A 24,639-nucleotide genomic window follows, 5' to 3' on the forward strand; every position below is an offset into this window, starting at 1 on the left:
CCTTCTTCAGCGGCCCGCGCAGCGTCGGCGCGGGCATCGAAATTCAAGCGGCCTGCCGCGCGCGCGGCTTGAGCCGGACGTACAGGGTCTTCTGCACCCGCGCCACCAGGGTGCCTTCGCCATCACGCACTTCGGCGTGCAGGCGCGGCAGGTACTTCGCGCCGCTGGCGGTGTGCTCGCGGATTTCATCGAGCAGGTGCTGGTCGATACGGAACTCGGCGTACACCGGGCCCTTGCCGGGGCTGACGAATTCGATGTTGGCGGCCTTGTCCCAGACGATGTACTCGCGCCCCAGGTTCTCCATCAGCATCAGCATGAAGAAGGGATCGGTCATGCTGTACAGGCTGCCGCCGAACTGGGTGCCGACGTAATTGCGGTTGAACAGGTTCAGGCCCATCTTCACCCGCACCTCGCGAAAATCCGCGCTGATGTGGCGCACCCGCACCCCGGCGCCGAGATACGGCGGGTAGAGGTTCAGGCCGAAACGCAGCAGGCGGGCGCGGCGGGAGCTTTTGCGAGAATCCATCGAATCAGACCGGCCGGGCGCCCAGGCCCATGGCCTGGCGGGCGAACCAGCGCTTGGCCGGCGGCAGCAGGTCAAGGCCGAGCAGGCCGATGTTGCGGCCGGTGGCCAGCAGCGGCTGGTCGTTGGAGAACAGGCGGGTGACGCGGTCGGAGAAGCCGACGGTCATCTGCTGGTCGAGACGCTGGCCGTCCAGGTAACGCTGCAGTACGGCGAAATCGCCCGGCGCAGCGTCTTCCTGCAGCAGGCGGTCGCCCAGCGCCTTGGCATCGCGCAGCGACAGGTTGAAGCCCTGCCCGGCAATGGGGTGCAGGCTGTGGGCAGCGTTGCCCAGCACCACGAGGTGCGGGCGAATCTGTTCGTCGGCCTCGGTCAGGCTCAGCGGGTAGCCATGGCGCACGCCGACCTGGCGCAGGGTGCCCAGGCGGTAGCCGAAGGCGTCCTGCAATTCGGCGAGGAAGGCCGCGTCGGGTAGCTCGCGCAGGCGCTCGGCGTCACTGCCATTGCGGGTCCAGACCAGCGCGCAACGGTTTTCCGGCAGCGGCAGCAGGGCCAGCGGGCCGTTTTCGGTGAAGCGTTCAAAAGCCTGCCCGCGATGGGCCTCGGACGGGCTGATGTTGGCGATCAACGCGGTCTGGCCATAGGACGAGGAACGCACGTTGATGCCCAGTTGCTCGCGCAGGCCGGAACGGCCGCCATCGGCCAGCACGGCGAGGTCGCAATCCAGCTGCGAGTCGTCGTCCAGGGTCAGTCGGTAGCCATCGCCCAGGGCGTCCATCCGGCGGACTTCGGCCGGGCAGCGCCAGCTCACCACTTCCGGGTCCAGCGCATGCCACAGGCACTGGCCGAGCCAGGCGTTTTCCACCACGTAGCCCAGCGCCGGAACGCCCTCTTCCACCGCCGTCAGGCGCGCGGCGCCGAAGCGGCCGCGGTCGGACACGTGGATCTGGGTGATGGGTTCGGCGCGCTGGGATATCTGCTGCCAGAGCCCCAGGCGCTCGTAGATCTGCCGGCTGCCGAAGGACAGCGCCGAGGAGCGCGCGTCATAGCTGGGCTGGTAGGCATCACCGGGGGCGAAGGGCTCGACCAGCACGATCTGCCAGCCGCGCGCACGGGCGCCGGCCTGGAGAATCAGCGCAAGGCTTGCACCGACGAGCCCGCCACCAATGATGGCCAGTTGCGTACGTTGCATGTCAGGCGGCCTGGGCCTTGGCTTCGGCCATCAGCGCTTCGATCTCGGCAACGGTTTTCGGCACGCCGTTGGTCAGCACTTCGCAACCCGTCTTGGTGACGACCACGTCGTCCTCGATGCGCACGCCGATGCCGCGCCACTTCTTCGGCACATCGGTGTTGTCCGGCGAAATGTAGATACCCGGCTCGACGGTCATCGACATGCCCGGCTCAAGCACGCGCCATTCGCCGCCGACGCGGTATTCGCCGACGTCGTGCACGTCCATCCCCAGCCAGTGGCCGGCGCGGTGCATGTAGAAGGCCTTGTAGGCTTCGCGCTCGATCAGTTCGTCGACTTCGCCCTTGAGCAGGCCCAGTTCCACCAGGCCGGCGGTGATGACCCGCACGGTGGCCTCGTGGGCTTCGTTCCAGTGGCGGCCCGGGGCGATGTAGTCGAACGCGGCCATGTTCGCGTCCAGCACCAACTGGTAGATGGCCTTCTGTTCGGGGCTGAAGGTGCCGCTGGCGGGGAAGGTGCGGGTGATGTCGCTGGCGTAGCAATCGATCTCGCAGCCGGCGTCGATCAGGATCAGGTCGCCGTCCTTGATCTGCGCGTCGTTCTCCCGGTAGTGCAGGATGCAGGCGTTGCGCCCGGTGGCGACGATGGAGCCGTAGGCCGGCATCTTTGCGCCGCCCAGGCGGAAGGCATATTCCAGTTCGGCTTCCAGGTGGAATTCATAGAGTCCCGGACGGCAGGCCTGCATGGCGCGGATGTGCGCGCCGGTGGAAACTTCCGCGGCGTAGCGCATCACCTTCACCTCACCGGCGCTCTTGTACAGGCGCTGGTCGTGCAGCAGGTGGTCGAGGGCGACGAACTCGTTCGGCGGCTGCGCGCCCTGGCGCGCCTTGGAGCGGATCACGTTGATCCACTCCATCAGCCGGCGGTCGAATTCCTGGTTGGCGCCCAGCGCGTAGTACACGCGGTCGCGGCCCTCGATCAGGCCCGGCAGGATGTCGTCGATATCGCCGATGGGGAAGGCATCGTCGGCGCCGAAGGTGCTGATGGCACCGTCCTGGCCGGCGCGCAGGCCGTCCCAGAGTTCACGCTCCGGATCGCGCTCGCGGCAGAACAGCACGTACTCGCCGTGCTCGCGACCGGGGATCAGCGCCACCACCGCTTCCGGCTCGGGGAAGCCGGTGAGGTACTGGAAGTCGCTGTCCTGCCGGTAGACGTGCTCGACGTCGCGGTTGCGGATGTACATCGGCGCCGCCGGGAGAATGGCGATGCTGTTGGGTTCCATCTGCGCCATCAGCGCCTTGCGACGACGGGCGTATTCCGACTTGGCGATACGGATCATGCGCGACCTCAATGCAGGGAGGGTTTCTCGGCCGGTGCCGGCACCTTGCCGAATTCGGAGAACAGCAGCAGCGGGGCCACGCGCAGGTATTCCTGCACTTCCATGTAGTCAGCCTCGCCGTCTTCGGATTCTTCCAGCTGGCCACCGACCTGGGCGATGGCGGCGATGTCCTGCAGCACTTCGTCGGCTTCGTCCGACAGGCTGGGGGCACGCAGTGCCAGGCCGAAGCCGGCGAGGAAGCCCTGGCACCACTGGCCGAGGGCCACGGCGCGCTCGCCCAGCGGCGCGTCGTCGTTGGGCAGCATCAGCACCACGGCCATCTCGCCCTGGCTGAAGTCCTGCTGGACCATGCCCAGCAGGCCGCCGAGAGCCGCGCCCAGGCGCTCGCCGGGCTCACCGCCGAGCAGGTCGCCGGCGGCCTGCAGCCATTCCGCCTGGTCGAAGCCACTGCCGGCGCAGACGCGACCGAGCAGGTGGCCGTGCAGTTCGGCAGGGGAAATGGGCAGGGCGGCCTCGGCAAGCAGGGCGGCGAAAGCGGTGTAGGCGGAGCTGGAAGTGGACATGATCGAACCCGGATGACGGCTAGGCGCCATCAGGCGCCGCGCATAGAATATGGTCCGTTATCCTAGCACCGGCGCACACCGCAAGACCATGTGACGACTCGACGGGCCGCCGTGCGTTGACCCACCCCCACGGCAGTCCTATATAGTTCTCGATTACTTAAGCAACTCCCAAGCGAGAGCCCATGGAAGACGCCGACCTGCACGCGCTGATCGCCAAGTTCGACCTGCTGCTCCAGCGCCTGGAACAGCTCAAGGCCGAGAACCGGCTGCTGCGGGCGAACGAGAAAAGCTGGCGGGAAGAACGCGCCCATCTGATCGAGAAGAACGATTTGGCTCGGCAGAAGGTCGAAGCGATGATTTTGCGTCTTAAAGCCCTGGAGCAGGACTCATGAGCCAGTCGAACACCCTGAACGTCCAAATCCTCGACAAGGAGTACTGCATCGCCTGCCCTCCGGACGAGCGCGTCAACCTGGAAAGCGCGGCGCGCTATCTGGACAGCAAGATGCGCGAGATCCGCTCCAGCGGCAAAGTGATCGGTGCCGACCGCGTTGCGGTGATGGCCGCCCTGAACATCACCCACGACCTGCTGCACAAGCAGGAGCGCGTGGAGCAGGACAGCGGCTCCACCCGCGAGCGCGTGCGTGAACTGCTCGAGCGCGTGGACCGCGCACTGACCACCGATCCCCTTATCACTGATAAGGATCAGGGTGAAGTCTGACCAGGGAAATTTCCTTGGGGTATAATTGCCTCGCTCCCTGGTGTGTTGGCCAGTCGGTGATGTCCCTGAGCCGATAATTGCAACAACGGGGGTTGCCAGTTGGGCTGGTGTGCATGTCCGCACGACGGAAAGCCTTAAAGCCTACTGCAACCACCACCTTGAACTCTCGGGTTCAAGGGCTAACCCGACAGCGGCATGTCCGGGGAGCTTTACCCTTCCATGATCCACGCAGATTCCCTCTCCCGCCCTGCCCTGCGCCGCCAACTGCGCCAGGCCAGACGCGCACTCACGCCCCTCCAGCAACGCCTCGCCGCACAAGCCCTGTACCGCCAACTCGCGCAACATCCACTGTTTCGCCGGGCGAAGCACATTGCGTTGTATTTGCCGGCTGACGGCGAGATCGACCCGCGTCCCTTGATGAAGGCTGCGCAGCAGCGCGGCAAGGCAACCTACCTGCCGGTGCTCTCGGACTGGCCGCGCACGCACATGACCTTCCAGCAGGTCGGCATCGGCGAGCGCTGGGTACGCAATCGCTTCAACATCGCCGAACCGCTGGCCGACCGTCGGCGCCAGCGCCCGGCCTGGGCGCTGGACCTGCTGTTGCTGCCACTGGTGGGCTTCGATCCACAGGGCGGCCGGCTGGGCATGGGCAAGGGGTTCTATGACCGGACCCTGGCCTACCTGGGAATGCGCAAAAATTGGCAGAAACCGACGCTTTTGGGCCTGGCGCATGAATGCCAGAAGGTCGATAAGCTGGAGCTGGCGAGCTGGGATGTGCCGCTGATGGGCATTGTGACGGATGGCGGCTGGTATGGCCGTCTCGCTACGGCATCGCGGTCCTTGCGATAGCCGTCTCGATAGCACCCCGGCGAATCAGGGCTGCTGGGTGACCTGCACCGGGGCGTTGCCCTGGCGTTGTTCCCACAGGCTCTGGGTGTAACCGGTCGTGACGACACCCAGGCCGAAAAGTATTACCAACACCCACAAAAGATCAGGCTTGCGCTTCATCGATTGCCTCCCCCTTCCAGGCAATTGTTCATGACGGCCGGCGGTGGTTTTTGATCCGTCCGGCAGGCCAAGCTAAAAACGGCGGCATTCTCCGACAATGCAGGGCGTCTCGCAATTCTGGCGCCAACCGGTCGTCGGAGGATCGGCCGCCCCCGAAACTCCCGGCACTTTCAGGCAATGTTCATGCCGATATTCCTACATATTCTTCCTACATTCTGTTCCCGGCGAGCCGGCAGCTTGTCGCAGGGAACCACCTATCTTTAATAAAAAACGGTCACGACCCGCCACGCACAAGGAGACCCTCGCGGATGGCACGCGCTTACTGGCTGATGAAATCCGAGCCCGACGAACTTTCGATCCACGACCTCCAGCGCCTGAAGACCGCGCGCTGGGACGGCGTGCGCAACTACCAGGCACGCAACTTCATGCGAAGCATGCAGCCGGGAGACCTGTTCTTCTTCTATCACTCCAGCTGCCCGGAGCCGGGCATTGCCGGCATTGCCGAAATAAGGGGCGAGGCCTACCCGGACCCGACCGCGCTGGACCCGAAAAGCCACTACCACGACCCCAAGGCCAGCGCAGAGAAGAACCCCTGGACGGCCCGCGACGTCGGTTTCGTCGAGGCCTTCCGCTCGGTGCTGCCGCTGGGCACGCTCAAGGCCCAGGCCGGGCTGGAGGAGATGCCCCTGGTACAGAAGGGCAGCCGCCTGTCGGTCATGCCGGTCACCGCTGAACAATGGGCGATTGTCGTCGGCCTGGCGCACAAATAGAGGCACTGTGCTATTAGGTTACTGAAGCTCCCGGAATTCACCGCATGCACCGCCTTCAGTCCTCACTAGCTACCTACCTCGGGCTTGGCGGTCTGCTCTGCGTGCTCCTGCTCGCTAGCGCCTGGCTCGGCGAGGAGCTGGCAGGCAGTGAACGGCAGCGCGTGCAGGAGCGCCTGACCTACCAGGGGCGCAGCCTGGCACACCAGCTGGAAGCCAACCTCCACGAGCAGGTCCAGGGCCTGGACCTGCTCGCCCAACTGTGGACCCACCACGGCCGCATGCCCCGCGCCGAATGGGAGCTGGACGCACGCTTCTACGTGCGCAGCTTCCCCGGCTACCAGTCGATCCAGTGGTCAGGGCCGGACCTGCGCATCCGCTGGCTGGAGCCCTTGCAGGGCAACGAGGCGGCGCTGAACTTCCACCTCACCGACCATCACCCCAACTACGCCACCGCCATCGCCGCCCGCGACAGCGGCAAGCCGCGCCTGAGCGACAGCGTGGAGCTGCTCCAGGGCGGCCGCGGCTTCGTCCTGTATACGCCGGTGTTCATCCGTGGCGCGGACAATGAGCTGCAATTCGACGGGTTCATGCAGGGCGTGTTCCGCGTCGGCAACCTGATGGACAACCTGCTGCAACAGCTCGACAACCAGCTGTTCACCGTCCGCCTGCTGGAGCACGGGCGCCCGCTTTACGTGCGCGAGCAGCCCGATAGCGATGCCGACCAGACCCTGCGCGTGCCGCTGCGCCTGCTCAACAACCACAGCTTCGAACTGGAGCTCAGCCCGACGGCGCAACTGGTCAGATCACTGTCCTCGCCGTTGCCGCTGGTGGTCTTTGGCGGCGGCGTCGCGATCAGCCTCCTGCTGGTGGCAGCGCTGTTCCTCGCCCGAGAGAACGCCCGCCGTGCCACCGCCCTGAGCGCCAGCAACCAGTTGCTCAACCAGGAGGCTGAACAGCGCCAGTCCGTCGAGGCCACCCTGCACGAGAGCCGCGAACGCCTGCAGCTCGCGCTGGACCTCACCGACTCCAGCCGCGACGCGCTGTTCATCTTCGACCTGCAGCACCGCGAGCTGCTGCACATGAATCGCGCCACCTACAATGCCCTGGGCTACAGCGCCGAGGACTTCCGCCACCTGCTGCGCGATGACCCCGAACGGCTGATTCCCGGCTTCCATGCCTGGATCCAGCTGGTACAGCAGGCGCACCGACTGAACCTGTCGATGATCTTCCAGCGCGAGATGCAGCGCCGCGACGGCAGCCTGCAGCCTGCCGAGATCAATACCCAGCTGATCCACCAGGGCGACCGCGACTACCTGATCGCCGTGGCCCGCGACAACAGCGAGCGCCTGCAACTGGAGGCGCAATTGCAGAAGCTGTCGCAACAGGACGGGCTGACCGGCTTGTACAACCGCCGCTACTTCGACCGCCAGCTACAGAGCGAATGGCGCCGCCTGCGCCGGGCCGACGCGCCGCTGGCGGTGCTGATGCTCGACGTCGACCACTTCAAGCGCTTCAACGACTGTCTCGGGCACCTCGCTGGCGACGATGCCCTGCGGCGTGTTGCCAGTTGCCTGCAGGAGTGCCTGCAACGCGAGGGCGACGTGGCCTGCCGCTTTGGCGGCGAAGAGTTCGTGATCATCCTCACCGACACCGGTGCCGAGGGCGCCGGGCACGTCGCAGCGCGCATCCACCAGCACGTGGCGGAACTCGCCATCGCCCATCCGGCGGCGGAACTGGGACGGTTGACGGTCAGCATCGGCCTGGCCATTGCCACGCACGGCCAGGACGCCGAGCCGGACCAGCTGATCGCGCAGGCCGACCGTGCGCTGTATGCGGCGAAGCACAAGGGGCGGAATCAGACGTGTGTGTGGCCGGTGGAGTAACAGTTCCCCTGTAGGAGCGAGTTTGCTCGCGAACGGATTGACCGGCAGCGTCGGCGTCGGGCGGGTTCGCGAGCAAGAACTAGGCGTCCCCCTCGCTCCTACGAAAAGCCGGCCTAGGCCATCTGCCCGATGGTCCGACGGAAGCGCCACAGCGCGCCGCTGAAGAACGCCGCACCGATTCCGACGATGGCCAGCAGCTGCGGCCAGACGATGGACAGGTCGGCCCCACGATAAAGAATCGCCTGGGCCAGGCTGACGAAATGCGTGGTCGGCGCCGCCAGCATGATGTATTGCACCAGCTCCGGCATGCTCTCGCGCGGCGTGGTGCCGCCGGAAAGAATCTGCAGTGGCATCAGCGTGAGGATCACCAGCAGCCCCAGCTGCGGCATCGAGCGCGCCACGGTGCCGAGGAAGATGCCCATCGATGTGGTGGCGAACAGGTGCAGCGCCGCGCCCAGCAGGAACAACCCCACCGAGCCGCTGATCGGCACGTCCAGCCAACCGCGCACCACCAGTTGCAGCGAGATCGCTGCCGCCACCAGCACCACGGTGCCCATCGACCAGACCTTGGCCATCATGATCTCGAAGGCGGTCAGCGGCATCACCAGCAGGTGCTCCACCGTGCCGTGCTCGCGCTCGCGGATCAGCGCGGCGCCGGTGAGGATGATCGACAGCATGGTGATCTGGTTGATCACCTCCATCACCGCGCCGAACCAGGCCTGCGTCAGGTTCGGGTTGAACTCCATGCGCACCGCCAGCTCCGCCGGCATCGCCGACTCGGCACGGTAGCGGCTGACGAACTCGCGCACCTCGGTGCCGACGATGTTCTGGATGTACCCGGCGCCGGAGAAGGCCTGGCCGGTCTGCGTCGCATCGACGTTGACCTGGATCGCCGGCTGCCGCCCGGCCAGCACGTCGCGCTGGAAGTCCGGCGGGATGTCCAGGGTGAAGGTGTACAGGCCGACGTCCATGCCACGGTCCATCTCCGCGTGGCCGATCATCTCCGGTGTACGGAAATACGGCGGCTGGAAGGCGTTGACGATGCGCGAGGAGAGCTGCGACTGGTCCTCGTCGACGATGGCGATGGGCGCGTGGTGCAAGGTTTCCGGCACGCCGGTGGCGGAGCTGTAGACACCCAGGGTGAAGGCCCAGGCGATCAGGATCAGCATCGCGTAGTCGCGGCCCAGGCTGCGGAATTCCTTGATGCCAAGGTTGAAGATGTTCGCCAGCTTCTTCATGGCTCAGTCCTCCTGCTTCTTCAGGCAGGCCACGCTGAGCAGCGTCAGCACCACGATCATCGCCGCCAGCGGCAGGTAGTAGACCCACAGGTCGGGGAAGCCCAGCGCCTTGGAGAAGGCGCCACGGCTGATGATGAGGAAGTGCGAGGTCGGGTAGAGCTGGCCGATGAAGGCCGCCGCGCCTTCCAGCGACGACACCGGGTGGATCAACCCGGAGAACTGGATCGCCGGGATCATGGTGGCGATGGCGGTACCGAACACCGCGGCGATCTGGCTCTTCATGAAGGTCGAGAGCAGCAGGCCGAGCCCGGTGCTGGTCACCACGTAGAGGAACGCACCGACCAGCAGCGCGAGGAAGCTGCCCTTGAGCGGCACCTGGAACAGCAGCACGGCCATGGCCAGCATCAGCACGAAGTTGATCATGCCCATGCCGATGTAGGGCAGCTGCTTGCCCAGCAGGAATTCCAGGCGCGTGACCGGCGTGACGTAGAGGTTGGTGATCGAGCCCAGCTCCTTCTCCCGCACCACGCCCAGGGCGGTGAGCATCGCCGGGATCATGATCAGCAGCAGCGGGATCACCGCCGGCACCATGGCTTTCAGGCTCTCCACGTCCGGGTTGTAGCGGTAGCGCACCTCGGTGCTGGCCGCCGCGCTGGCAGCAGCGCTGCCGTTCTGCCGGGCGAGGTCGGCGAGGTAACTGGCGTGCAGCCCCTGCACGTAGCCGAGCACGGTGTTGGCGCGGGTCGGCATGGCGCCGTCGATCCACACGCCAATGGCCGGGTCGGCGCCACGCTTGAGGTCGCGGCCGAAGTTCGGCGGGATCTCCACCGCCAGGCTGATGTCGCCGCTGCGCAGGCGCCGCTCCAGGTCATCCGGATCCTGGATCGCCTGCTTCTCGATGAAGTAGCGCGAGCCGGCGATGTTCAGCGCGTAGGCCTGGCTGGTGGTGGTCTGGTCGCGGTCGAGCACGGCGTAGGTGAGGTCCTCGACATCCATGTTGATGCCGTAGCCGATGATGAACATCAGCAGCGCAGTGCCGACCAGCGCCAGGGTCAGGCGGATCGGGTCGCGGCGCAGCTCCATGGCCTCGCGCCGCGCGTAGCTGAACAGGCGCAGCCAGCTGAAGCGATCGCTGCCCTTGTAGCGCGTGGATTCAGTGGTTGGTTCCGGCGCAGGGGCCGTTTCCGGCACTGGCGCGCTGCCAGCGGCTTCTTCCAGGTAGGCGATGAAGGTGGCTTCCAGCGTCGGCAGGCCGCGCTTGTCGATCAGCCCCTGCGGTGTGTCGCTGTCGAGCACCTTGCCGGCGTGCATCAGCGAGATGCGGTCGCAGCGCTCGGCCTCGTTCATGAAGTGGGTGGAGATGAAGATGGTCACGCCATCGTTGCGCGACAGCTCCACCATCAGCTCCCAGAAGCCGTCGCGGGCTACCGGGTCGACGCCCGAGGTGGGCTCGTCGAGGATCAGGATTTCCGGCTTGTGGATCACTGCCACGGCCAGCGACAGGCGCTGGCGAATGCCCAGCGGCAGGCTGTCGGGCAGTTCGTTGCGGACCTTGCCGAGGTCGAAGCGCTGGAGCATTTCCTCCACGCGCGGACCGATCTGTTCAGGCGGCAGGTGGAAGAGTTTCGCGTGCAGTTCGAGGTTCTGCAGCACCGTCAGCTCGGCGTACAGCGAGAACGCCTGGGACATGTAGCCCACGCGGCGGCGAGTCTCCATGTCGTTGGCGTTGACCGGCTGGCCGAACAGCGCGCAGGTGCCTTCGCTGGCCGGCAACAGGCCGGTGAGCATCTTCATGGTGGTGGACTTGCCGCAGCCGTTGGAACCGAGGAAGCCGAAGATTTCCCCGCGCTCGATGCGGAAGCTCACATGGTCCACCGCGACGAAATCGCCGAAGCGACAGGTCAGCCCCTCGGCTTCGATGGCGATCTGCGGTGCACCGTCATTCTGCAGACGCGGGGGAATGACCAGCTTGTGGTGGCCGGCACGCTTGCTCTCGGGCAGCAGCGCAATGAACGCCTCCTCGAGGTTCTGCGTCGATGTCTGCTCGCGCAACTCGGCGGGTGTCCCGGTGGCGAGCACCTTGCCCTCGTCCATCGCCACCAGCCAGTCGAAGCGCTCGGCCTCCTCCATGTAAGCGGTGGCCACCAGCACGCTCATACCTTCGCGACCGGCGCGGATACGGCCGATCAATTCCCAGAACTGGTTGCGCGACAGCGGATCGACGCCGGTGGTGGGTTCGTCGAGTATCAGCAGGTCGGGGTCATGGATCAGCGCGCAGCACAGCCCGAGCTTCTGCTTCATGCCACCGGACAGCTTGCCCGCCGGCCGCTCGGCGAAAGGCGCGAGCCCGGTGCTCTGCAACAGGTCGGCGATGCGCCGCTCGCGCTCGGCCTTGTCATGGCCGAACAGGCGACCGAAGAAATCGACGTTCTCGAACACCGAGAGCGTCGGGTAGAGGTTCTTGCCCAGGCCTTGCGGCATATAGGCAATCCGCGGGCACACGGCGCGGCGATGGCGTACATCGCGCATGTCGCCGCCGAGCACCTGGATTTCACCGTCCTGCATCTTCCGCGCGCCGGCCAGCAGCGCCAGCAGGCTGGACTTGCCGACGCCATCCGGACCGATCAGGCCGACCATGCGGTTGGCCGGGATTGCCAGGCTGACGTCGTCCACCGCGCGGGTCTCGCCGTAGCGCAGCGAGACGCCGGTGAGATGCGCCACGCAGCCGGCGCCGCTCATTGCGGGACCTTGATCTGCAGGTCAGCCGGCCATTCCACCTGCGGGTCGAGGCGCATATAGGCCATGCCCGGCACGCCGGTCTTCACGTAGGTGATGTATTTCTCCAGCAGGCCCGGATCGAGGCGCGCCTTGACGCGGAACATCAGCTTCTCGCGCTCGTTGGCGGTCTCCACGGTCTTGGGCGTGAACTGCGCGACGCTGGCGACATAGGACACTTTCGCCGGGATCACGTACTCCGGCACCGCATCGATCACCAGGTGCACTTCCTGGCCCAGCTCGACCTTGCCGGCCTGGCCCGAGGGCAGGAAGAAGGTCATGTAGACATCGGCCAGGTCGACCATGTTGAGCAGCTTGCCGCCGGCCGGCAGGACCTCGCCCGGCTGCGCCACGCGGTACTGCACGCGGCCGTTGCGCGGGGCCTTGAGGTCGCTGTCGTCGATGTCGGCCTGCAGGCGCACGGTGCTCGCAGTGGCGGCCTCGATGGCCGATTGCGCCTCGATCACCTGGGAGCTGGCGGCAGCGATGCTGGCCTGAGCCGAGACAACCTGCGAGCGCGACGCAGCCAGCGCCGCCTGGGCGCTCTGCAGGGTCGCGCGGTCATCGTCGAGTTGCTGTTGCGGCAGGGCGTTGCGCTTGACCAGTTGCTCGGTGCGGGTGAAGCGCTTCTGAGCGGCGGTCAGCTCGGCCTGGCGCTGGGCGACCATGGCTTCGGCGGTGGCCTTCTCGCTGTGCCGCTGGGCCACCAGGGACTCGGCGGTGAGCTTGGCGTTCTGCGCCCGCCGCACCTCGGCCTCGGCTTGTGCCAGCTGGGCCCGGAGCACCTGCGTGTCCATCTTCGCGACAACCTGGCCGGTCTTCACGAAGTCGCCTTCGTCCACGAGGATTTCCGCCACCCGCCCGGCGAGCTTGGTCGCGACATCCACCTCGGTGGCTTCGATACGCCCATTGCCGCTGGCAAAACCTTCGCCCAGCCCGGTCGGCTTGAACGTCTGCCAGGCCAGCGCGGCGAGCACGGCCACCACCAGCACCGCGAGACCGCGGGTGCGCCAGCTTTTTGCGTTTCCTGTCATCCGATTTCCCCTTGTCCAGGCGCTCGAATTCGAGCGAGTCATGAGGGGATGTTCGGCGACCGGCGGCAAATGGGGTTTGATTCAGGTCAGGCGCGCAGAGGAAATTCCCTACGCGCCTTGCGCGGCGGGACTTTCAGACCGGCATTGCGGCGGGTGGCCGCAGCTGGAAAACGGAGGCGCCTGCGGTACGCAGATGAGTTGCGCTCATGCAGGCGCCTCGGGAAACGCTCAGGGCTGGACGATCAGGTTGTTGAACAGCAGGTCGTCGACCAGTGGTTTGCCTTCTTCCTGCTGGATGACCGTCTGCACCTGCTTGAGGGCTTCCTGGCGCAGCTTCTCCTTCCCGTCGACACTGCCGAGGGAGTCGTCGGTCTGTTGAGCGAAGAGCATGACCAACTGGTTGCGGATGAGTGGCTCGTGGTGCTCAACCTTCTCCGACGCTTCCTTGCCGATAACCTTCAGGGCGATATCGGCCTTGAAGTACTTCAGGCGCGGACCGCTGCCGTAATTGCCGACGAGCGCGGGCGTGAGGTCGACGAAGACCGGCTTGTTGGCGTCTTCCGGCTTGGCCTCTTCGGACTCGGAGGCGATAACGAAGGGGCTGAAGGAAAGGACCAGCAACAGGGCGAGGAAAGCTCTCAAGGCGATGTCTCCGGATTCGATGGGCGAAAGGATAGCCACACTCGCGCCGCCGCCCAAGCTATATCGGGGCATAAGCCCAGACCATGGTGATTTGCCCCCTTCGCCTGCGCTCCTACACTGCGGCCATACCCAGAGTGGAGTACTCCCCATGAAAGCCGTGCTGTGCAAAGCCTTCGGCCCCGCCGAAACCCTGGTGCTGGAAGACATCGCCAGCCCCGAGCCGAAGAAGAACGAAGTCCTGCTGCAGGTGCATGCCGCCGGGGTGAACTTCCCCGACACGCTGATCATCGAGGGCAAATACCAGTTCAAGCCGCCCTTCCCGTTCTCTCCGGGTGGCGAGGCTGCCGGTGTGGTCGGCGCGGTCGGTGAGAAGGTTACCCATGTGAAGCCCGGCGACCGCGTGATGGCGCTGACCGGCTGGGGCAGCTTCGCCGAGGAAGTGGCGGTGCCCGGCTACAGCGTGATGCCGATCCCCGACGGCATGGACTTCGCCAGCGCCGCCGCCTTCGGCATGACCTACGGTACTTCCATGCACGCACTCAAGCAGCGTGCCAATCTGCAACCGGGCGAGACCCTGCTGGTGCTTGGCGCCTCCGGTGGCGTGGGCCTGGCTGCCGTGGAAATCGGCAAGGCCATGGGCGCCAAGGTGATCGCCGCCGCCAGCAGTGAGGCCAAGCTGGAAGTGGCCAAGGCCGCCGGTGCCGACGTGCTGATCAACTACAGCGAAGGCAGCCTGAAGGACAAGCTCAAGGAAATCACCGGCGGCCAGGGCGTGGACGTGATCTACGATCCCGTCGGTGGCGACCTGTTCGAAGAAGCCTTCCGCTCCATCGCCTGGAACGGCCGCATGCTGGTGGTCGGCTTCGCCAGCGGCACCATCCCGGCTCTGCCGGCCAACCTCACCCTGCTCAAGGGGGCCTCGCTGGTCGGCGTGTTCTGGGGCTCCTTCGCCCAGCGCCAGCCGCAGGACAACGCGGCGAACTTCCAGCAGCTGTTCAAGTGGTTCGCCGAAGGCAAGATCAAGCCGCTGGTGTCGCAGACCTTCCCGCTGGAGAAAGCCGCCGACGCAATCAATCACCTGGGCCAGCGCAAGGCGGTGGGCAAGGTGGTGGTGACGGTTCGCTGATAGCTTTGCACGACATGAAGAAGCCCCGCTGATGCGGGGCTTTTTCATTGCGTCGCTCCGGCGTTGGGCGATTCGCGAGCAAGCTCGCTCCTACAGTTACACCCAGCTGTGGAGCGCTTTTCGTAGGAGCGAGCTTGCTCGCGAACAGCGTCAGGCCGGAGCTCAGGAATACAGCGCCTTGAACTGCTCGCGCAGCACGTTCTTCTGCACCTTGCCCATCACATTGCGCGGCAGCGCATCGACCACCATCACCCGCTTGGGCTGCTTGAAGCGCGCCAGTTTGCCGTCCAGCGCGGCGAGTACCTGGGCCTCGCTCGGCGCCTGGCCCTGGGTGGCCACCAGCACAGCGGTAACGCCCTCGCCGAAGTCCGGATGCGGCACGCCGATCACCGCCGACTCGACCACGCCCGGCAGGGTGTCGAGGATTTCCTCCAGCTCCTTGGGGTACACGTTGAAGCCGCCGCTGATGATCATGTCCTTGTTGCGGCCGACGATCTGCACGTAGCCCTTGTCGTCGATGAAGCCGATGTCGCCGGTCATGAAGTAGCCGTCCGCGCGCAGTTCCTCGGCGGTCTTCTCCGGCATGCGCCAGTAGCCCTGGAACACGTTCGGCCCACGCACCTCGATCATCCCCGGCTCGCCCTGGGGCAGCGGGGTCGGCTCGGACTGCGAAGGATCGGTGATGCGCAGTTCGACGCCCGGCAGCGGGAAGCCAACGGTGCCGGCGATGCGCTCCCCATCCAGCGGGTTGGAGGTGTTCATGCCGGTCTCGGTCATGCCGTAACGCTCGAGGATCGCCATGCCGGTACGCTCGGAAAACGCCTTGTGGGTCTCGGCGGTGAGCGGCGCGGAACCTGAGATGAACAGGCGCATGTGCGCCACCGCCTCGCGGGTCAGGCCGGGTTGGTCGAGCAGGCGGGTGTAGAAGGTCGGCACGCCCATCAGCAGGTTCACCTGGGGCAGCAGGCGGAGCATCTGCGCGGCGTCGAACTTGCTGAGGAAGAGCATCGAACCGCCCGCCATCAGCAGGCTGTTGCAGGCCACGAACAGGCCGTGGATGTGGAAGATCGGCAGCGCATGGAGCAGCCAGTCCTCGCTGGTGATCTGCCAGGCATCCACCAGTGCGTGGGCGTTGGAGACGAGGTTGCCGTGGCTGATCATCGCCCCCTTGGAACGCCCGGTGGTGCCGGAGGTATAGAGGATCGCGGCGAGGTCGCTGGAGGCGCGCGGCACGTCGACGAAGCGCCCCGGCTTGCCATGCACGGCGTCCATCAGCGAGCCGTCGCCCTGGTCACCCAGGGTCGCCACACGAGCCACACCGCTGGCTTCGGCCAGTTCGCGTGCCTGGGCTTCGAAGGCCGGCGCACAGACGAACAGCGAAGGCTCAGAGTCGTCGAGGAAGTAGCGCAGCTCATCGCCGGTATAACCGCTGTTGAGCGGCAGGTAGACCGCGCCAACGCGCAGCACGGCAAGGTAGAGCATCACCGTCTCGGGGCTCTTGTCGACCTGCACGGCAACGCGGTCGCCCGGCTGCACGCCGAGTTCCACCAGCGCATGGGCGAACTGCGAAGTGCTGCGCAGCATGTCAGCATAGCTGTAGCCGCCACCCAATGGCGTGCGGATGAAGGGTTTGGACAGGTCGCTGGGCAGGTGCTTGCCGACTTCGGCGAAAAGGCTCTGGTTCATGGTGAGGTCCTAGCGTTTTGTTTTCGCCGACAGCGTCGCGAGCTTGCGCACCTCGAGTGAGGCCGCGACCGCGCCCTGGTTGGCGTAGGCTTCGTGGTTCTTTTCGATCTGGCGCAGTTCGTAGCGGTAATTGACCATCAGCCCGGCGGCCTGGCGCAGGCCGCTGGCGGAAAGGTCCCCGCGCCAGTTCAGGCGCTCCAGGCGAGCGCCGTTGCCAAGGTGGAAGCGTGCCACCGGGTCGAGCGGCAGGCCGGCGCCATTCTTGGCGTGCAGGAAATATTCGGCGGCCAGCGCCAGCAGCGGCTGCTCGGTGCGCGGCGGTGGCGGCGCGTCGGGCTTGAGTGCCTTGAGCAGGTCGGCGGCGGCCGCGCCCAGTTGCGGGTCGTCGCCCAGGCCGTCGAGCCAGCGACGGAAGCCGGGTACCGGCGACAGGGTGACGTACTGGCGCAGGCCGGGAATCTCCCGCGCCAGCTCTTCCACCACCTGCTTGATCAGGAAGTTGCCGAAGGAAATGCCGCGCAGGCCGTCCTGGCAGTTGCTGATGGAGTAGAAGACGGCGGTGTCGGGTTCTTCCAGCGGCTGCGCGGGCGAACCAGGCTCCAGAATATCGGCGATCGCACCGGGCATCGCACGGGTCAGCGCCACCTCGACGAAGATCAGCGGTTCTTCCGCCAGCGCCGGGTGGAAGAAGGCGAAGCAGCGGCGGTCGGCCGGTTGCAGGCGGCTGCGCAGGTCGTCCCAGTCCTTGATGGCGTGGACGGCCTCGTACTTGATGATCTTTTCCAGGATCGACGCCGGGGTCGACCAGTCGATGCGCCGCAGCACCAGGAAGCCACGGTTGAACCAGGACGCCAGCAGGTGCTGCAGGTCGTGATCCACGGCCGCCAGCTCGGGCTTGCCCTTGAGTTCCCCCAGCAGCCGGCGGCGCATGGCGATCAGCTCAGCGGTACCGCCCGGCGCCTGATTGAGGCGGCGGAACAGTTCCTGGCGCGGCGGTTCGCTGGCCTCGAACAGCTTCGTGGTGTTGGCCGACGAAGGATCGTCGAGATAGCGCTGGCAGGCTTCGGCCAGCGCGTCATGGGGCGGCGCGAAGTCCTTGAGCAGCGTGTCGAAGAAAGCCTTCTGCTGCTCCTCCGGGCAGTCGCGGTAGGCGCACAGCACCTGCCGCGCCAGCGCCACGCCGGAAGCCTCACCGTGGCCGGAAATCAGTTTGCGACAGGCCTGCGCCAGCGCCTGGGCATTGCCCGGCGCCGGTTCGCGCGACTCCAGCAATTGCCGGCCGCGCTCGCTGATGCTCTGCAGCAGTTCCTGGAAGAAGCTGATGTTCATGCGTCCCCCTCGCTTGTGAATAAGTGATCAGTCGCCCTTCAGCATGGGCGGCGGGCAGCGCTGGTACCAGCGCGAAGCCTGCTCGTAGGCGTGGGCCAGTTGCAGCACGGCCATGTCGGCCTGGTGCTTGCCGATGATCTGGATGCCCATGGGCAGGCCCTGTTCATTGAAGCCCACCGGCACGTTGGCCACCGGGCATCCGGACAGGGTGGCCGGGATCACCACTTCCATCCAGCGGTGGTAGGTATCCATGGCCTTGCCGGCGACTTCCTTCGGCCAGTCCCAGCTCTTGTCGAACGGGAACAGTTGCGCGCTGGGCAGCAGCAGGTAGTCGTAGCGCTCGAACAGCTGGCTGATGGCGCGGTACCAGTCGCTGCGCGCGGCAGAGGCACGGAACACGTCCATGGCGGACAGCTTCAGGCCGTTCTCCACTTCCCAGATCGCCTCGGGCTTGAGCAGTTCGCGCTTGGCCGGATCGGTATAGGCCGCGCCGAGGGAGCCGGCGACCATCCAGTGACGCAGGGTGCGCCAGGTGTCCCAGAGACGCTCGGCGGAGAAGCCCATGGCGGTGTCTTCGATGTGGCAGCCAATGGCTTCGAAGTCGGCGAAGGATTTGCGGCATAGCTCCAGCACGCCCTTTTCCATCGGCAGGTGGCCGCCCAGGTCGCCCAGCCAGCCCAGGCGCGCGCCCTTGAAGTCGCGCTCCAGCCTGCCGGCGAACTGCTCGCCACTCTCGGCAATGGACAGCGGCGCGCGGGCATCGCCGCCGGCCTGCACCGACAGCAGCAGCGCCACATCCTGCACGCTGCGGCCCATCGGACCTTCGTAGCCGAGCTGGTCGATGAACAGGTCGGCGCTGTCGTCGAAGGGCACGCGGCCCTGGGACGGACGGAAGCCGACGATGTTATTGAAGGCCGCGGGGTTGCGCAGCGAGCCCATCATGTCGCTGCCGTCGGCCACCGGGACCATCTGCAGCGCCAGGGCCGCCGCCGCGCCACCGCTGCTGCCGCCGGCGGTGCGTTCGGGCGCGTAGGCGCAGCCGGTAGCACCGAAGATCGGGTTGTAACTGTGCGAGCCGAGACCGAATTCCGGGGTGTTGGTCTTGCCGATCAGCACGGCGCCGGCCGCGCGGATGCGCTCGACCATGATGCCGTCGCGTTCGGGCACATAGTCGCGGAACAGCGGCGAGCCGAGGGTGGTGCGGATGCCCTGGGTCAGCGACAGGTCCTTCACCGCATGAGGCAGGCCATGCATCCAGCCGCGGTATTCGCCGCGCGCCAGCTCGGCGTCGCGCAGGTCGGCCTCGGCGAGCAGCTGCTCTTCGGGCTGCAGGCTGATGATGGCGTTGACCGCCGGGTTGTAGCGCTCGATCTGCGCCAGGTGCGCCTGCATGACTTCGCGGCAGGACACCTGGCGCAGGCGGATGTGCTGGGCCAGTTCATGGGCCTGGAGCTGGACGAGTTCGTTGTTGTGCTTGTACTGGCTCATGGAGCGCGGCCTTCTTTCATCGGGAGCTTCCGGCAGATGGGAAGCCTATGTCGGGTTCAGCAACCCCGCTGGCAGGCGAGGCTTGTTGCGTTCTTCAGGCCGAGCGATGCCGCTGCGCCGAGCTGGCGCACGCGTGCATCGCTGTGCCGTATTCCCGTCTGGCGAGATCAGCGCATCAGGTTGGTCCAGATACGGTCGGCCAGGCGGATCGCGCCTTCGCCGCAGGTCTTGCTGAACACCACCTTGGTGCCCTCGGGGATGTGCAGTTCCGGCGCATCCTTGAGGCTGGCATCGAGGAAGGGTTCCACGCCCTTGATCGGGCTCTGGTGCTTGAGGAAGTTCTGGGTCATCGCCGAGTTTTCCGGCTGGCTGAGGAAGGCGATGAACTTCTTCGCGTTCTCCGGGTGCTTGGCGCCGGCCGGGATCACCAGGTTGTCCACCCAGGCCATCACGCCCTCTTTCGGGTAGAGGTACTTCAGGCTGGATTTCATCTCACGCGCACGCATCGACGAGCCGCCCCAGAACATCGACATGTCGACTTCGCCCGAGGCCAGGTTCTCGCGGATCGAGCCGGCCTTGGAGCTGTAGGTCTTCACGAAGGGCTTCTGGGTCTTCAGCAGGGTCAGCACCTGTTGCATCTGCTTGGGGTCCTCGCTGCACAGCGGGATGCCCAGGTAGAGGCTGGCGGTGTCGATCACTTCGCTGGCCGAGTCGAACATGTTGATCTTGCCCTGCAGCTCCTTCGGCGGGGTGAACAGCACCGAGTAGCTGTCGGCCGGGCCGCTGTATTTCGCGCTGTCCAGCACCACGCTGGTGGTGCCCCAGATGAAGGGCACGGCGTAGGCGCCTTCCGGGTCCCAGGCGGGTTTCTTCAGGTTGTCCTCGACGTTGGCGTAGTACGGCTGGCCGGCCGGGTCGAAGCGCTCCAGCAATTTTTCCTGGATCAGGATCGGCACGAACTGGTGCGAGGGAATCGCCACGTCGTAACCGGTGCCACCCTGCTTGAGCTTGGCCAGCAGGGTCTCGTTGGAGTCATAGGAATCCACGGTGACCTTGATGCCGCTTTCCTTCTCGAACTTCTCCAGGATCTGCGGGGTGAAATAGCCACTCCAGCTCACCACGTTGAGTTGCTCGGCGGCCTGTGCGTTGGCCATGGCCAGGCCCAGCGTCAGCGAGGCCCCTACAGCAGCGATCAGTTTGCTCATCTTCTACTCCGGTATGTGGGCTCAGGCCTTCTTCTTGCCGAGCAGGTAGGACAGGGTTACGAACAGCACGGAAACGCCAAGGATCAGGGTCGACACCGCGTTCACATCGGGCGTCACGCCCATGCGCAACAGGCCGAAGATGAAGATTGGCAAGGTGGTGGTACCGGCCTGGGAGACCATCATCGAGATCACGAAGTTATCCAGCGAGACGATGAAGGCGAGCATCACCCCGGAGAAGATCCCCGGCATCAGCAGCGGCAGGGTGACCTTGCGGAAGGTCCGCCAGGGCCCGGCGTAGAGGTCGGCGGCGGCCTGCTCCAGGGACAGGTCCATGTCGTTCAGCCGCGCGCGGATCGGCAGGTAGGCGAACGGGATGCAGAACACCGTGTGGGCGATGATCAGGTTGCCGTAGCCCAGCGACAGGCCGAGGGTGGAGAACAGCGCCAGGGTGGCGACGCCGACCACGATCTCGGGCAGCACCAGCGGCAGCATGATCGTTCCCATGGACAGGCGCAGGCCCTTGAACTTGGCCCCGCGCGAGGTGCCCAGAGCGGCCAGGGTGGCGATCGCCGTGGCGATCACGCTGGCGCACACGGCGATCAGCAGGCTGTTGCCGGCGGCCTGGCGCAGCGCCTGGTTGGCGAAGGCGCTGCGGTACCAGTCGAGGCTGAAGCCGGTCCACACGGTGGCGGACTGGTTGGCGTTGAACGACAGCACCACCAGCACCACGATGGGCGCGTAGAGGTACAGGTAGAACAGGAAACTCAGGACGCCGAAGCCACGGAAATCCTGCACGCCCAGACGGCGCTTGGTCAGCAGCGAGAGCATCATTCACCTCCCCGGGCGATGCGCAGGCGCTCGGCGCGCATCGCGTAGAACATCAGCACCAGCATCACGGCTCCCATCAGCACCAGCGACAGCGCCGCGCCGAAGGGCCAGTTCCGCGAGTCGCTGAACTGCCGGAAGATCAGGTTGCCGAGCATCATCTTGGTGCCGCCGCCGAGCAGCTCGGGGGCGATCATCGCGCCCAGGCAGGGCACGAAGGTGAGGATGGCGCCGGCGAGAATCCCCGGCCGGGCGATCGGCAGGACCACCTTGCGCAGGGTGCGGATACGCCCGGCGTAAAGGTCCTGGGCCGCTTCGAGCAGGCGCATGTCCATCTTCTCGAGGGTCGCGTAGATCGGCAGCACAACGAAGGGCGCGTAGGTGTAGACCAGGCCCAGCAGCACGGCGCCGTCGGTGTAGAGCAGGTTCAGCGGCTGGTGGATCAGCCCTAAGCTCATCAGCGTGCCGTTGACCACACCGGTGCCGCGCAACAGCAGGATCCAGGCGTAGGTGCGGATCAGCAGGTTGGCCCAGAACGGCACGGTGATCAGGAAGATCAGCAGGCCGCGACGGTGCGCCGGCTGCATGGCCAGCCACACCGCCACCGGGAAGCCCAGCAGCAGGGTGATCACGGTAGTCGCCGCGGCGATGCCGATGGAGCGCAGCGCGATCATCACGTAGGAGTCGGCGAAGGCCAGGCTGTCGTCGAGCTGGCGCTCGAACAGCAGCGAGACGTAGGCGTCGATACTGAAGTGCGGGTTCACGCCACCGTAAGGGTTGGCCTGCATCAGCGAGTAACCGACGACGATGAAGATCGGCACAATCAGGAACAGGCCGATGGACACCAGCGCGGGCGATACGCCAAGGAAGCTGCGCAGCGCCTGGCGCCGCTCCAGCGCATTGCCGGAGGTTGTGGATAACGGGTTCATGCTCACCTCCGCTCAGTCCACCAGGACGCTGGCGCTGCCTTTCTCGAACAGCAGCCCGGCGCGTTGCCCGGCTACCAGGCGCTGACGCTGGCCGGCACTGTTGGGCGCGCGGACAGTCAGCTTGCTGCCGTCGGCGAGTGCCACCTGGTACTGCAGGTCGGTGCCCAGGTAGATCTGCTGGACGACGGTGCAGGGCGCGGCGGACGACGCGTCCTCGGCCACCAGTTGCAGGCGCTCGGGGCGGATCGACAGGGTGACTTCGGCGCCGACCTTCAGGCCCTCGCGGGAGCCGGCCTCGATCAACTGCTCGCCGCCGATGCGGTAGTACGCGCGGTCGCCGTCGAAGTTCTCGACGCGGGCCGGGAGGAAGTTGGTCTCGCCGATGAAGTCGGCGACGAAGCGGTTGCGCGGATGCTCGTAGATGTCGTCCGGGCGACCCACCTGCTGCACCTCGCCCTCGGAGAGCACGGCGATGCGGTCGGACATGGTCAGCGCTTCTTCCTGGTCGTGGGTGACGAAGATGAAGGTGATGCCGGTCTTGGCCTGGATCGCCTTGAGCTCTTCACGCATGGCCTGGCGCAGCTTGAGGTCGAGCGCGGAAAGCGGCTCATCGAGCAGCAGCACCTTCGGATGTGGCGCCAGGGCACGGGCCAGGGCGACGCGCTGCTGCTGGCCGCCGGAGAGCTGGGTCGGCTTGCGCTGGGCGAAGCGTTCCATCTGCACCAGGGCGAGCATCTCGCGGACGCGCTCGGCGACCTGCACCTTGCTCATGCGCTGGCCCATCGGGTGGGATTCCAGGCCGAAGGCGAGGTTCTCGGCGATGGTCATGTGCGGGAACAGTGCGTAGTGCTGGAAGACCGTGTTGACCGGGCGCTCGAACGGTGGCCGGTCGGCGATGTTCTCGCCGTACAGCTGGATTTCCCCGGCGGTGGGGAATTCGAAGCCGGCGATCATCCGCAGCAGGGTGGTCTTGCCGCAGCCCGAAGGGCCGAGCAGGGTGAAGAATTCGTTGTCGCGGATGTCCAGGTCGACGCATTTGAGCGCGACGGGACCGCTGGCCGGGTCGCCGTAGACCTTGCGCACGGAGCGGATCGAGACCGCCGCCGTCTGCAGGCTGTGCAGGGCATTCATGGTGAAACCTCCGCATCCTTCCCGTCCGCCGCACGCTGGCGTTCGGGGGATCTTGTAGTTGTTCTGGCAGGGCTGGAGTAAACGCTGGATGCAGCGCTGGCCGTGGGTTCGGCTCGATATTGTGGTGATGCTGCTGGAGCGGATATTCGAAGAAAGGTGGTTGAGCGAAAAGCTCAATTTTCTTACATTCGATATTAAATAATTTAACAGCTGAAATTTAACAGCTCAGCCCGCCTTCGAGGTCAGCCATGTCCATCCAGCGTCTCCCGCCGCTCAATGCCGTCCGCGCCTTCGAGGCCGCCGCACGCCTGGGCAGCTACGTCGCCGCCTCGAAAGACCTGCATGTGACGCAGCCGGCCATCGGCCGTCACGTGAAGCTGCTGGAAGATTGGCTGGGCGTGCAGTTGTTCGAGCGCACCCCGCGCGGAGTCAGCCTGACGCCCGCCGGGCAACGCTACTACGCGAAGATATCCACAGCCCTGCAGCAGATCGCCGATGCCGGCCATGAACTGGCCCCCGGCGGCACCGCGCGCTGGCTGAAGATCCTCGTGGTGCCGGCCTTCGCCAAGCGCTGGCTGATGCCGCGCCTGGAAACCCTGCGCCAGCAGCGGCCCGGCCTGAAGGTGGCAGTGGAACCCAACCCGACTTTCAGCGAAGTGGACGGTAAAAGCGCCGATCTGGGGATTGTCTACGGGCTTCCCGGCGTCTATCCGCAGTGCCACAGCACCCTCGTGCGGCCGGCGGTGTTCCCGGTGTGTTCACCCGCCTATCTCGAGGAACACGGCCCGCTGACCAGCGTGCACGAACTGGCGCAGCACAAGCTGATCCACGTGGACGACGGCGAGTGGTGGAACCTCTGGCTATCCACCATCGGCCTCGACCTGCGGGTGAACTCCGACGTGCTCTACGTCAGCAACGACCACGCGCTGTCCATGGCCGAGGCCGGCCACGGTATCGCCCTGGCCAACCTGGTGCTGGTGAAGCACCAGTTGGCCGCTGGCACGCTGGTGCGGCCGCTGCCCGAGGAAGTGCCGTTGGAGAGCTATCAGCTGCTGCTGCCTACCGGTGCGGTAAGCGCCGACGTGGCCTGGTTCGAGGACTGGATTCGCGCGGCGCTGCAGGAGGAATTCTCCACCGGCATCCCCGTATGAAGCTCGTCGCGCAGCTGAACATGTAGGAGCGAGCTTGCTCGCGAACACGCCCAACACCGACGCCGCCGGACACATCGTTCGCGAGCA

Annotated in this window: 23 protein-coding genes and 1 other RNA gene; 8 read left to right on the plus strand and 16 right to left on the minus strand. The window is 66.0% G+C overall.

Features of this window, described 5'->3' with window-relative positions; translation table 11 throughout:
* Nucleotides 1-43: 43 nt before the first annotated feature.
* The 4 genes from G4G71_RS00990 to G4G71_RS01005 are packed head-to-tail and all read right to left on the minus strand — an operon-like array spanning nt 44 to nt 3,614.
* Nucleotides 44-526, minus strand: coding sequence for a DUF4442 domain-containing protein (locus G4G71_RS00990; RefSeq protein WP_169935049.1), 483 nt, complete (start codon nt 524-526; stop codon nt 44-46).
* 4 nt (nt 527-530) lie between these two features.
* Nucleotides 531-1,715: a 2-octaprenyl-6-methoxyphenyl hydroxylase gene (ubiH, locus tag G4G71_RS00995; protein WP_169935050.1), complete on the minus strand. Its 1,185-nt coding sequence runs from the start codon at nt 1,713-1,715 to the stop codon at nt 531-533.
* 1 nt (nt 1,716) lies between these two features.
* Nucleotides 1,717-3,051: a Xaa-Pro aminopeptidase gene (gene pepP, locus G4G71_RS01000; RefSeq protein WP_169935051.1), complete on the minus strand. Its 1,335-nt coding sequence runs from the start codon at nt 3,049-3,051 to the stop codon at nt 1,717-1,719.
* Nucleotides 3,052-3,059: 8 nt separating this feature from the next.
* Entirely contained in the window at nt 3,060-3,614 is a 555-nt protein-coding gene (locus G4G71_RS01005) for a UPF0149 family protein (protein WP_169935052.1), read from the minus strand.
* Nucleotides 3,615-3,796: 182 nt separating this feature from the next.
* On the opposite strand from G4G71_RS01005, the gene G4G71_RS01010 reads away from it, so the two are divergent.
* From G4G71_RS01010 to G4G71_RS01025, 4 genes are all read left to right on the plus strand, one after another.
* Nucleotides 3,797-4,006 (plus strand): TIGR02449 family protein, encoded by a 210-nt coding sequence (locus tag G4G71_RS01010; RefSeq protein WP_017521390.1) that lies wholly within the window; start codon nt 3,797-3,799, stop codon nt 4,004-4,006.
* Nucleotides 4,003-4,332 carry a cell division protein ZapA gene (locus G4G71_RS01015; RefSeq protein WP_169935053.1) on the plus strand — a complete coding sequence of 110 codons (330 nt, stop codon included), beginning with the start codon at nt 4,003-4,005 and terminating at the stop codon, nt 4,330-4,332. Before G4G71_RS01010 ends, G4G71_RS01015 begins: the two co-directional genes overlap by 4 nt.
* A gap of 31 nt (nt 4,333-4,363) precedes the next feature.
* Nucleotides 4,364-4,542: non-coding RNA, 6S RNA (ssrS, locus tag G4G71_RS01020), on the plus strand.
* Nucleotides 4,543-4,551: 9 nt separating this feature from the next.
* On the plus strand, nt 4,552-5,181 hold the full coding sequence (locus tag G4G71_RS01025) for a 5-formyltetrahydrofolate cyclo-ligase (RefSeq protein WP_169942452.1): 630 nt from the start codon (nt 4,552-4,554) through the stop codon (nt 5,179-5,181).
* Between the two features lie 24 nt (nt 5,182-5,205).
* Here the strand turns inward: G4G71_RS01025 and G4G71_RS30020 are convergent, their stop codons facing one another.
* The gene (locus G4G71_RS30020; RefSeq protein ID WP_128082560.1) at nt 5,206-5,340 is read right to left on the minus strand and encodes a hypothetical protein; all 135 of its coding nucleotides are present in this window, start codon (nt 5,338-5,340) and stop codon (nt 5,206-5,208) included.
* 308 nt (nt 5,341-5,648) lie between these two features.
* Between G4G71_RS30020 and G4G71_RS01030 the strand changes: the two genes are divergently transcribed.
* Entirely contained in the window at nt 5,649-6,110 is a 462-nt protein-coding gene (locus G4G71_RS01030) for an EVE domain-containing protein (RefSeq protein ID WP_169935054.1), read from the plus strand.
* A 44-nt stretch (nt 6,111-6,154) separates the two neighbouring features.
* Entirely contained in the window at nt 6,155-7,993 is a 1,839-nt protein-coding gene (locus G4G71_RS01035) for a sensor domain-containing diguanylate cyclase (protein WP_169935055.1), read from the plus strand.
* A 113-nt stretch (nt 7,994-8,106) separates the two neighbouring features.
* Here the strand turns inward: G4G71_RS01035 and G4G71_RS01040 are convergent, their stop codons facing one another.
* From G4G71_RS01040 to G4G71_RS01055, 4 genes are all read right to left on the minus strand, one after another.
* Nucleotides 8,107-9,231, minus strand: a complete 1,125-nt coding sequence (locus G4G71_RS01040; protein WP_169935056.1) for an ABC transporter permease — start codon at nt 9,229-9,231, stop codon at nt 8,107-8,109.
* Nucleotides 9,232-9,234: 3 nt separating this feature from the next.
* Entirely contained in the window at nt 9,235-11,970 is a 2,736-nt protein-coding gene (gene rbbA, locus G4G71_RS01045) for a ribosome-associated ATPase/putative transporter RbbA (RefSeq protein WP_169935057.1), read from the minus strand.
* A complete protein-coding gene (locus G4G71_RS01050) occupies nt 11,967-13,040 on the minus strand; it encodes an HlyD family secretion protein (RefSeq protein ID WP_169935058.1) in 1,074 nt (357 codons plus the stop codon). The genes rbbA and G4G71_RS01050 overlap by 4 nt, the downstream gene beginning before the upstream one ends.
* A gap of 228 nt (nt 13,041-13,268) precedes the next feature.
* Nucleotides 13,269-13,682: a flagellar basal body-associated protein FliL gene (locus tag G4G71_RS01055; protein WP_169935059.1), complete on the minus strand. Its 414-nt coding sequence runs from the start codon at nt 13,680-13,682 to the stop codon at nt 13,269-13,271.
* Nucleotides 13,683-13,830: 148 nt separating this feature from the next.
* Here G4G71_RS01055 and G4G71_RS01060 point away from each other — a divergent pair, with 148 nt between their 5' ends.
* On the plus strand, nt 13,831-14,808 hold the full coding sequence (locus G4G71_RS01060) for an NADPH:quinone oxidoreductase family protein (RefSeq protein ID WP_169935060.1): 978 nt from the start codon (nt 13,831-13,833) through the stop codon (nt 14,806-14,808).
* Nucleotides 14,809-14,970: 162 nt separating this feature from the next.
* Here the strand turns inward: G4G71_RS01060 and G4G71_RS01065 are convergent, their stop codons facing one another.
* From G4G71_RS01065 to G4G71_RS01095, 7 genes are all read right to left on the minus strand, one after another.
* Entirely contained in the window at nt 14,971-16,494 is a 1,524-nt protein-coding gene (locus tag G4G71_RS01065) for a malonate--CoA ligase (RefSeq protein WP_169935061.1), read from the minus strand.
* 9 nt (nt 16,495-16,503) lie between these two features.
* Nucleotides 16,504-17,823, minus strand: a complete 1,320-nt coding sequence (locus tag G4G71_RS01070; RefSeq protein WP_169935062.1) for a malonyl-CoA decarboxylase — start codon at nt 17,821-17,823, stop codon at nt 16,504-16,506.
* Between the two features lie 27 nt (nt 17,824-17,850).
* Entirely contained in the window at nt 17,851-19,311 is a 1,461-nt protein-coding gene (locus G4G71_RS01075; protein WP_169935063.1) for an amidase, read from the minus strand.
* Between the two features lie 167 nt (nt 19,312-19,478).
* Entirely contained in the window at nt 19,479-20,516 is a 1,038-nt protein-coding gene (locus G4G71_RS01080; protein ID WP_169935064.1) for an ABC transporter substrate-binding protein, read from the minus strand.
* 21 nt (nt 20,517-20,537) lie between these two features.
* Nucleotides 20,538-21,344: an ABC transporter permease gene (locus G4G71_RS01085; RefSeq protein ID WP_169942454.1), complete on the minus strand. Its 807-nt coding sequence runs from the start codon at nt 21,342-21,344 to the stop codon at nt 20,538-20,540.
* The gene (locus G4G71_RS01090) at nt 21,344-22,270 is read right to left on the minus strand and encodes an ABC transporter permease (protein WP_169935065.1); all 927 of its coding nucleotides are present in this window, start codon (nt 22,268-22,270) and stop codon (nt 21,344-21,346) included. The genes G4G71_RS01085 and G4G71_RS01090 overlap by 1 nt, the downstream gene beginning before the upstream one ends.
* A gap of 12 nt (nt 22,271-22,282) precedes the next feature.
* Entirely contained in the window at nt 22,283-23,401 is a 1,119-nt protein-coding gene (locus tag G4G71_RS01095) for an ABC transporter ATP-binding protein (protein ID WP_169935066.1), read from the minus strand.
* Nucleotides 23,402-23,649: 248 nt separating this feature from the next.
* On the opposite strand from G4G71_RS01095, the gene G4G71_RS01100 reads away from it, so the two are divergent.
* Nucleotides 23,650-24,552 carry a LysR substrate-binding domain-containing protein gene (locus G4G71_RS01100; RefSeq protein WP_169935067.1) on the plus strand — a complete coding sequence of 301 codons (903 nt, stop codon included), beginning with the start codon at nt 23,650-23,652 and terminating at the stop codon, nt 24,550-24,552.
* Nucleotides 24,553-24,639: the final 87 nt, after the last annotated feature.

The organism is Pseudomonas multiresinivorans (assembly GCF_012971725.1).
Lineage (GTDB): Bacteria > Pseudomonadota > Gammaproteobacteria > Pseudomonadales > Pseudomonadaceae > Pseudomonas > Pseudomonas multiresinivorans.

Bases quoted from the DNA above. Each gene is read 5' to 3' on its own strand.
- G4G71_RS00990 (WP_169935049.1), bottom strand. From the start codon at position 526: ATGGATTCTCGCAAAAGCTCCCGCCGCGCCCGCCTGCTGCGTTTCGGC.
- ubiH (WP_169935050.1), bottom strand. From the start codon at position 1,715: ATGCAACGTACGCAACTGGCCATCATTGGTGGCGGGCTCGTCGGTGCA.
- pepP (WP_169935051.1), bottom strand. From the start codon at position 3,051: ATGATCCGTATCGCCAAGTCGGAATACGCCCGTCGTCGCAAGGCGCTG.
- G4G71_RS01005 (WP_169935052.1), bottom strand. From the start codon at position 3,614: ATGTCCACTTCCAGCTCCGCCTACACCGCTTTCGCCGCCCTGCTTGCC.
- G4G71_RS01010 (WP_017521390.1), top strand. From the start codon at position 3,797: ATGGAAGACGCCGACCTGCACGCGCTGATCGCCAAGTTCGACCTGCTG.
- G4G71_RS01015 (WP_169935053.1), top strand. From the start codon at position 4,003: ATGAGCCAGTCGAACACCCTGAACGTCCAAATCCTCGACAAGGAGTAC.
- G4G71_RS01025 (WP_169942452.1), top strand. From the start codon at position 4,552: ATGATCCACGCAGATTCCCTCTCCCGCCCTGCCCTGCGCCGCCAACTG.
- G4G71_RS30020 (WP_128082560.1), bottom strand. From the start codon at position 5,340: ATGAAGCGCAAGCCTGATCTTTTGTGGGTGTTGGTAATACTTTTCGGC.
- G4G71_RS01030 (WP_169935054.1), top strand. From the start codon at position 5,649: ATGGCACGCGCTTACTGGCTGATGAAATCCGAGCCCGACGAACTTTCG.
- G4G71_RS01035 (WP_169935055.1), top strand. From the start codon at position 6,155: ATGCACCGCCTTCAGTCCTCACTAGCTACCTACCTCGGGCTTGGCGGT.
- G4G71_RS01040 (WP_169935056.1), bottom strand. From the start codon at position 9,231: ATGAAGAAGCTGGCGAACATCTTCAACCTTGGCATCAAGGAATTCCGC.
- rbbA (WP_169935057.1), bottom strand. From the start codon at position 11,970: ATGAGCGGCGCCGGCTGCGTGGCGCATCTCACCGGCGTCTCGCTGCGC.
- G4G71_RS01050 (WP_169935058.1), bottom strand. From the start codon at position 13,040: ATGACAGGAAACGCAAAAAGCTGGCGCACCCGCGGTCTCGCGGTGCTG.
- G4G71_RS01060 (WP_169935060.1), top strand. From the start codon at position 13,831: ATGAAAGCCGTGCTGTGCAAAGCCTTCGGCCCCGCCGAAACCCTGGTG.
- G4G71_RS01065 (WP_169935061.1), bottom strand. From the start codon at position 16,494: ATGAACCAGAGCCTTTTCGCCGAAGTCGGCAAGCACCTGCCCAGCGAC.
- G4G71_RS01070 (WP_169935062.1), bottom strand. From the start codon at position 17,823: ATGAACATCAGCTTCTTCCAGGAACTGCTGCAGAGCATCAGCGAGCGC.
- G4G71_RS01075 (WP_169935063.1), bottom strand. From the start codon at position 19,311: ATGAGCCAGTACAAGCACAACAACGAACTCGTCCAGCTCCAGGCCCAT.
- G4G71_RS01080 (WP_169935064.1), bottom strand. From the start codon at position 20,516: ATGAGCAAACTGATCGCTGCTGTAGGGGCCTCGCTGACGCTGGGCCTG.
- G4G71_RS01085 (WP_169942454.1), bottom strand. From the start codon at position 21,344: ATGCTCTCGCTGCTGACCAAGCGCCGTCTGGGCGTGCAGGATTTCCGT.
- G4G71_RS01090 (WP_169935065.1), bottom strand. From the start codon at position 22,270: ATGAACCCGTTATCCACAACCTCCGGCAATGCGCTGGAGCGGCGCCAG.
- G4G71_RS01095 (WP_169935066.1), bottom strand. From the start codon at position 23,401: ATGAATGCCCTGCACAGCCTGCAGACGGCGGCGGTCTCGATCCGCTCC.
- G4G71_RS01100 (WP_169935067.1), top strand. From the start codon at position 23,650: ATGTCCATCCAGCGTCTCCCGCCGCTCAATGCCGTCCGCGCCTTCGAG.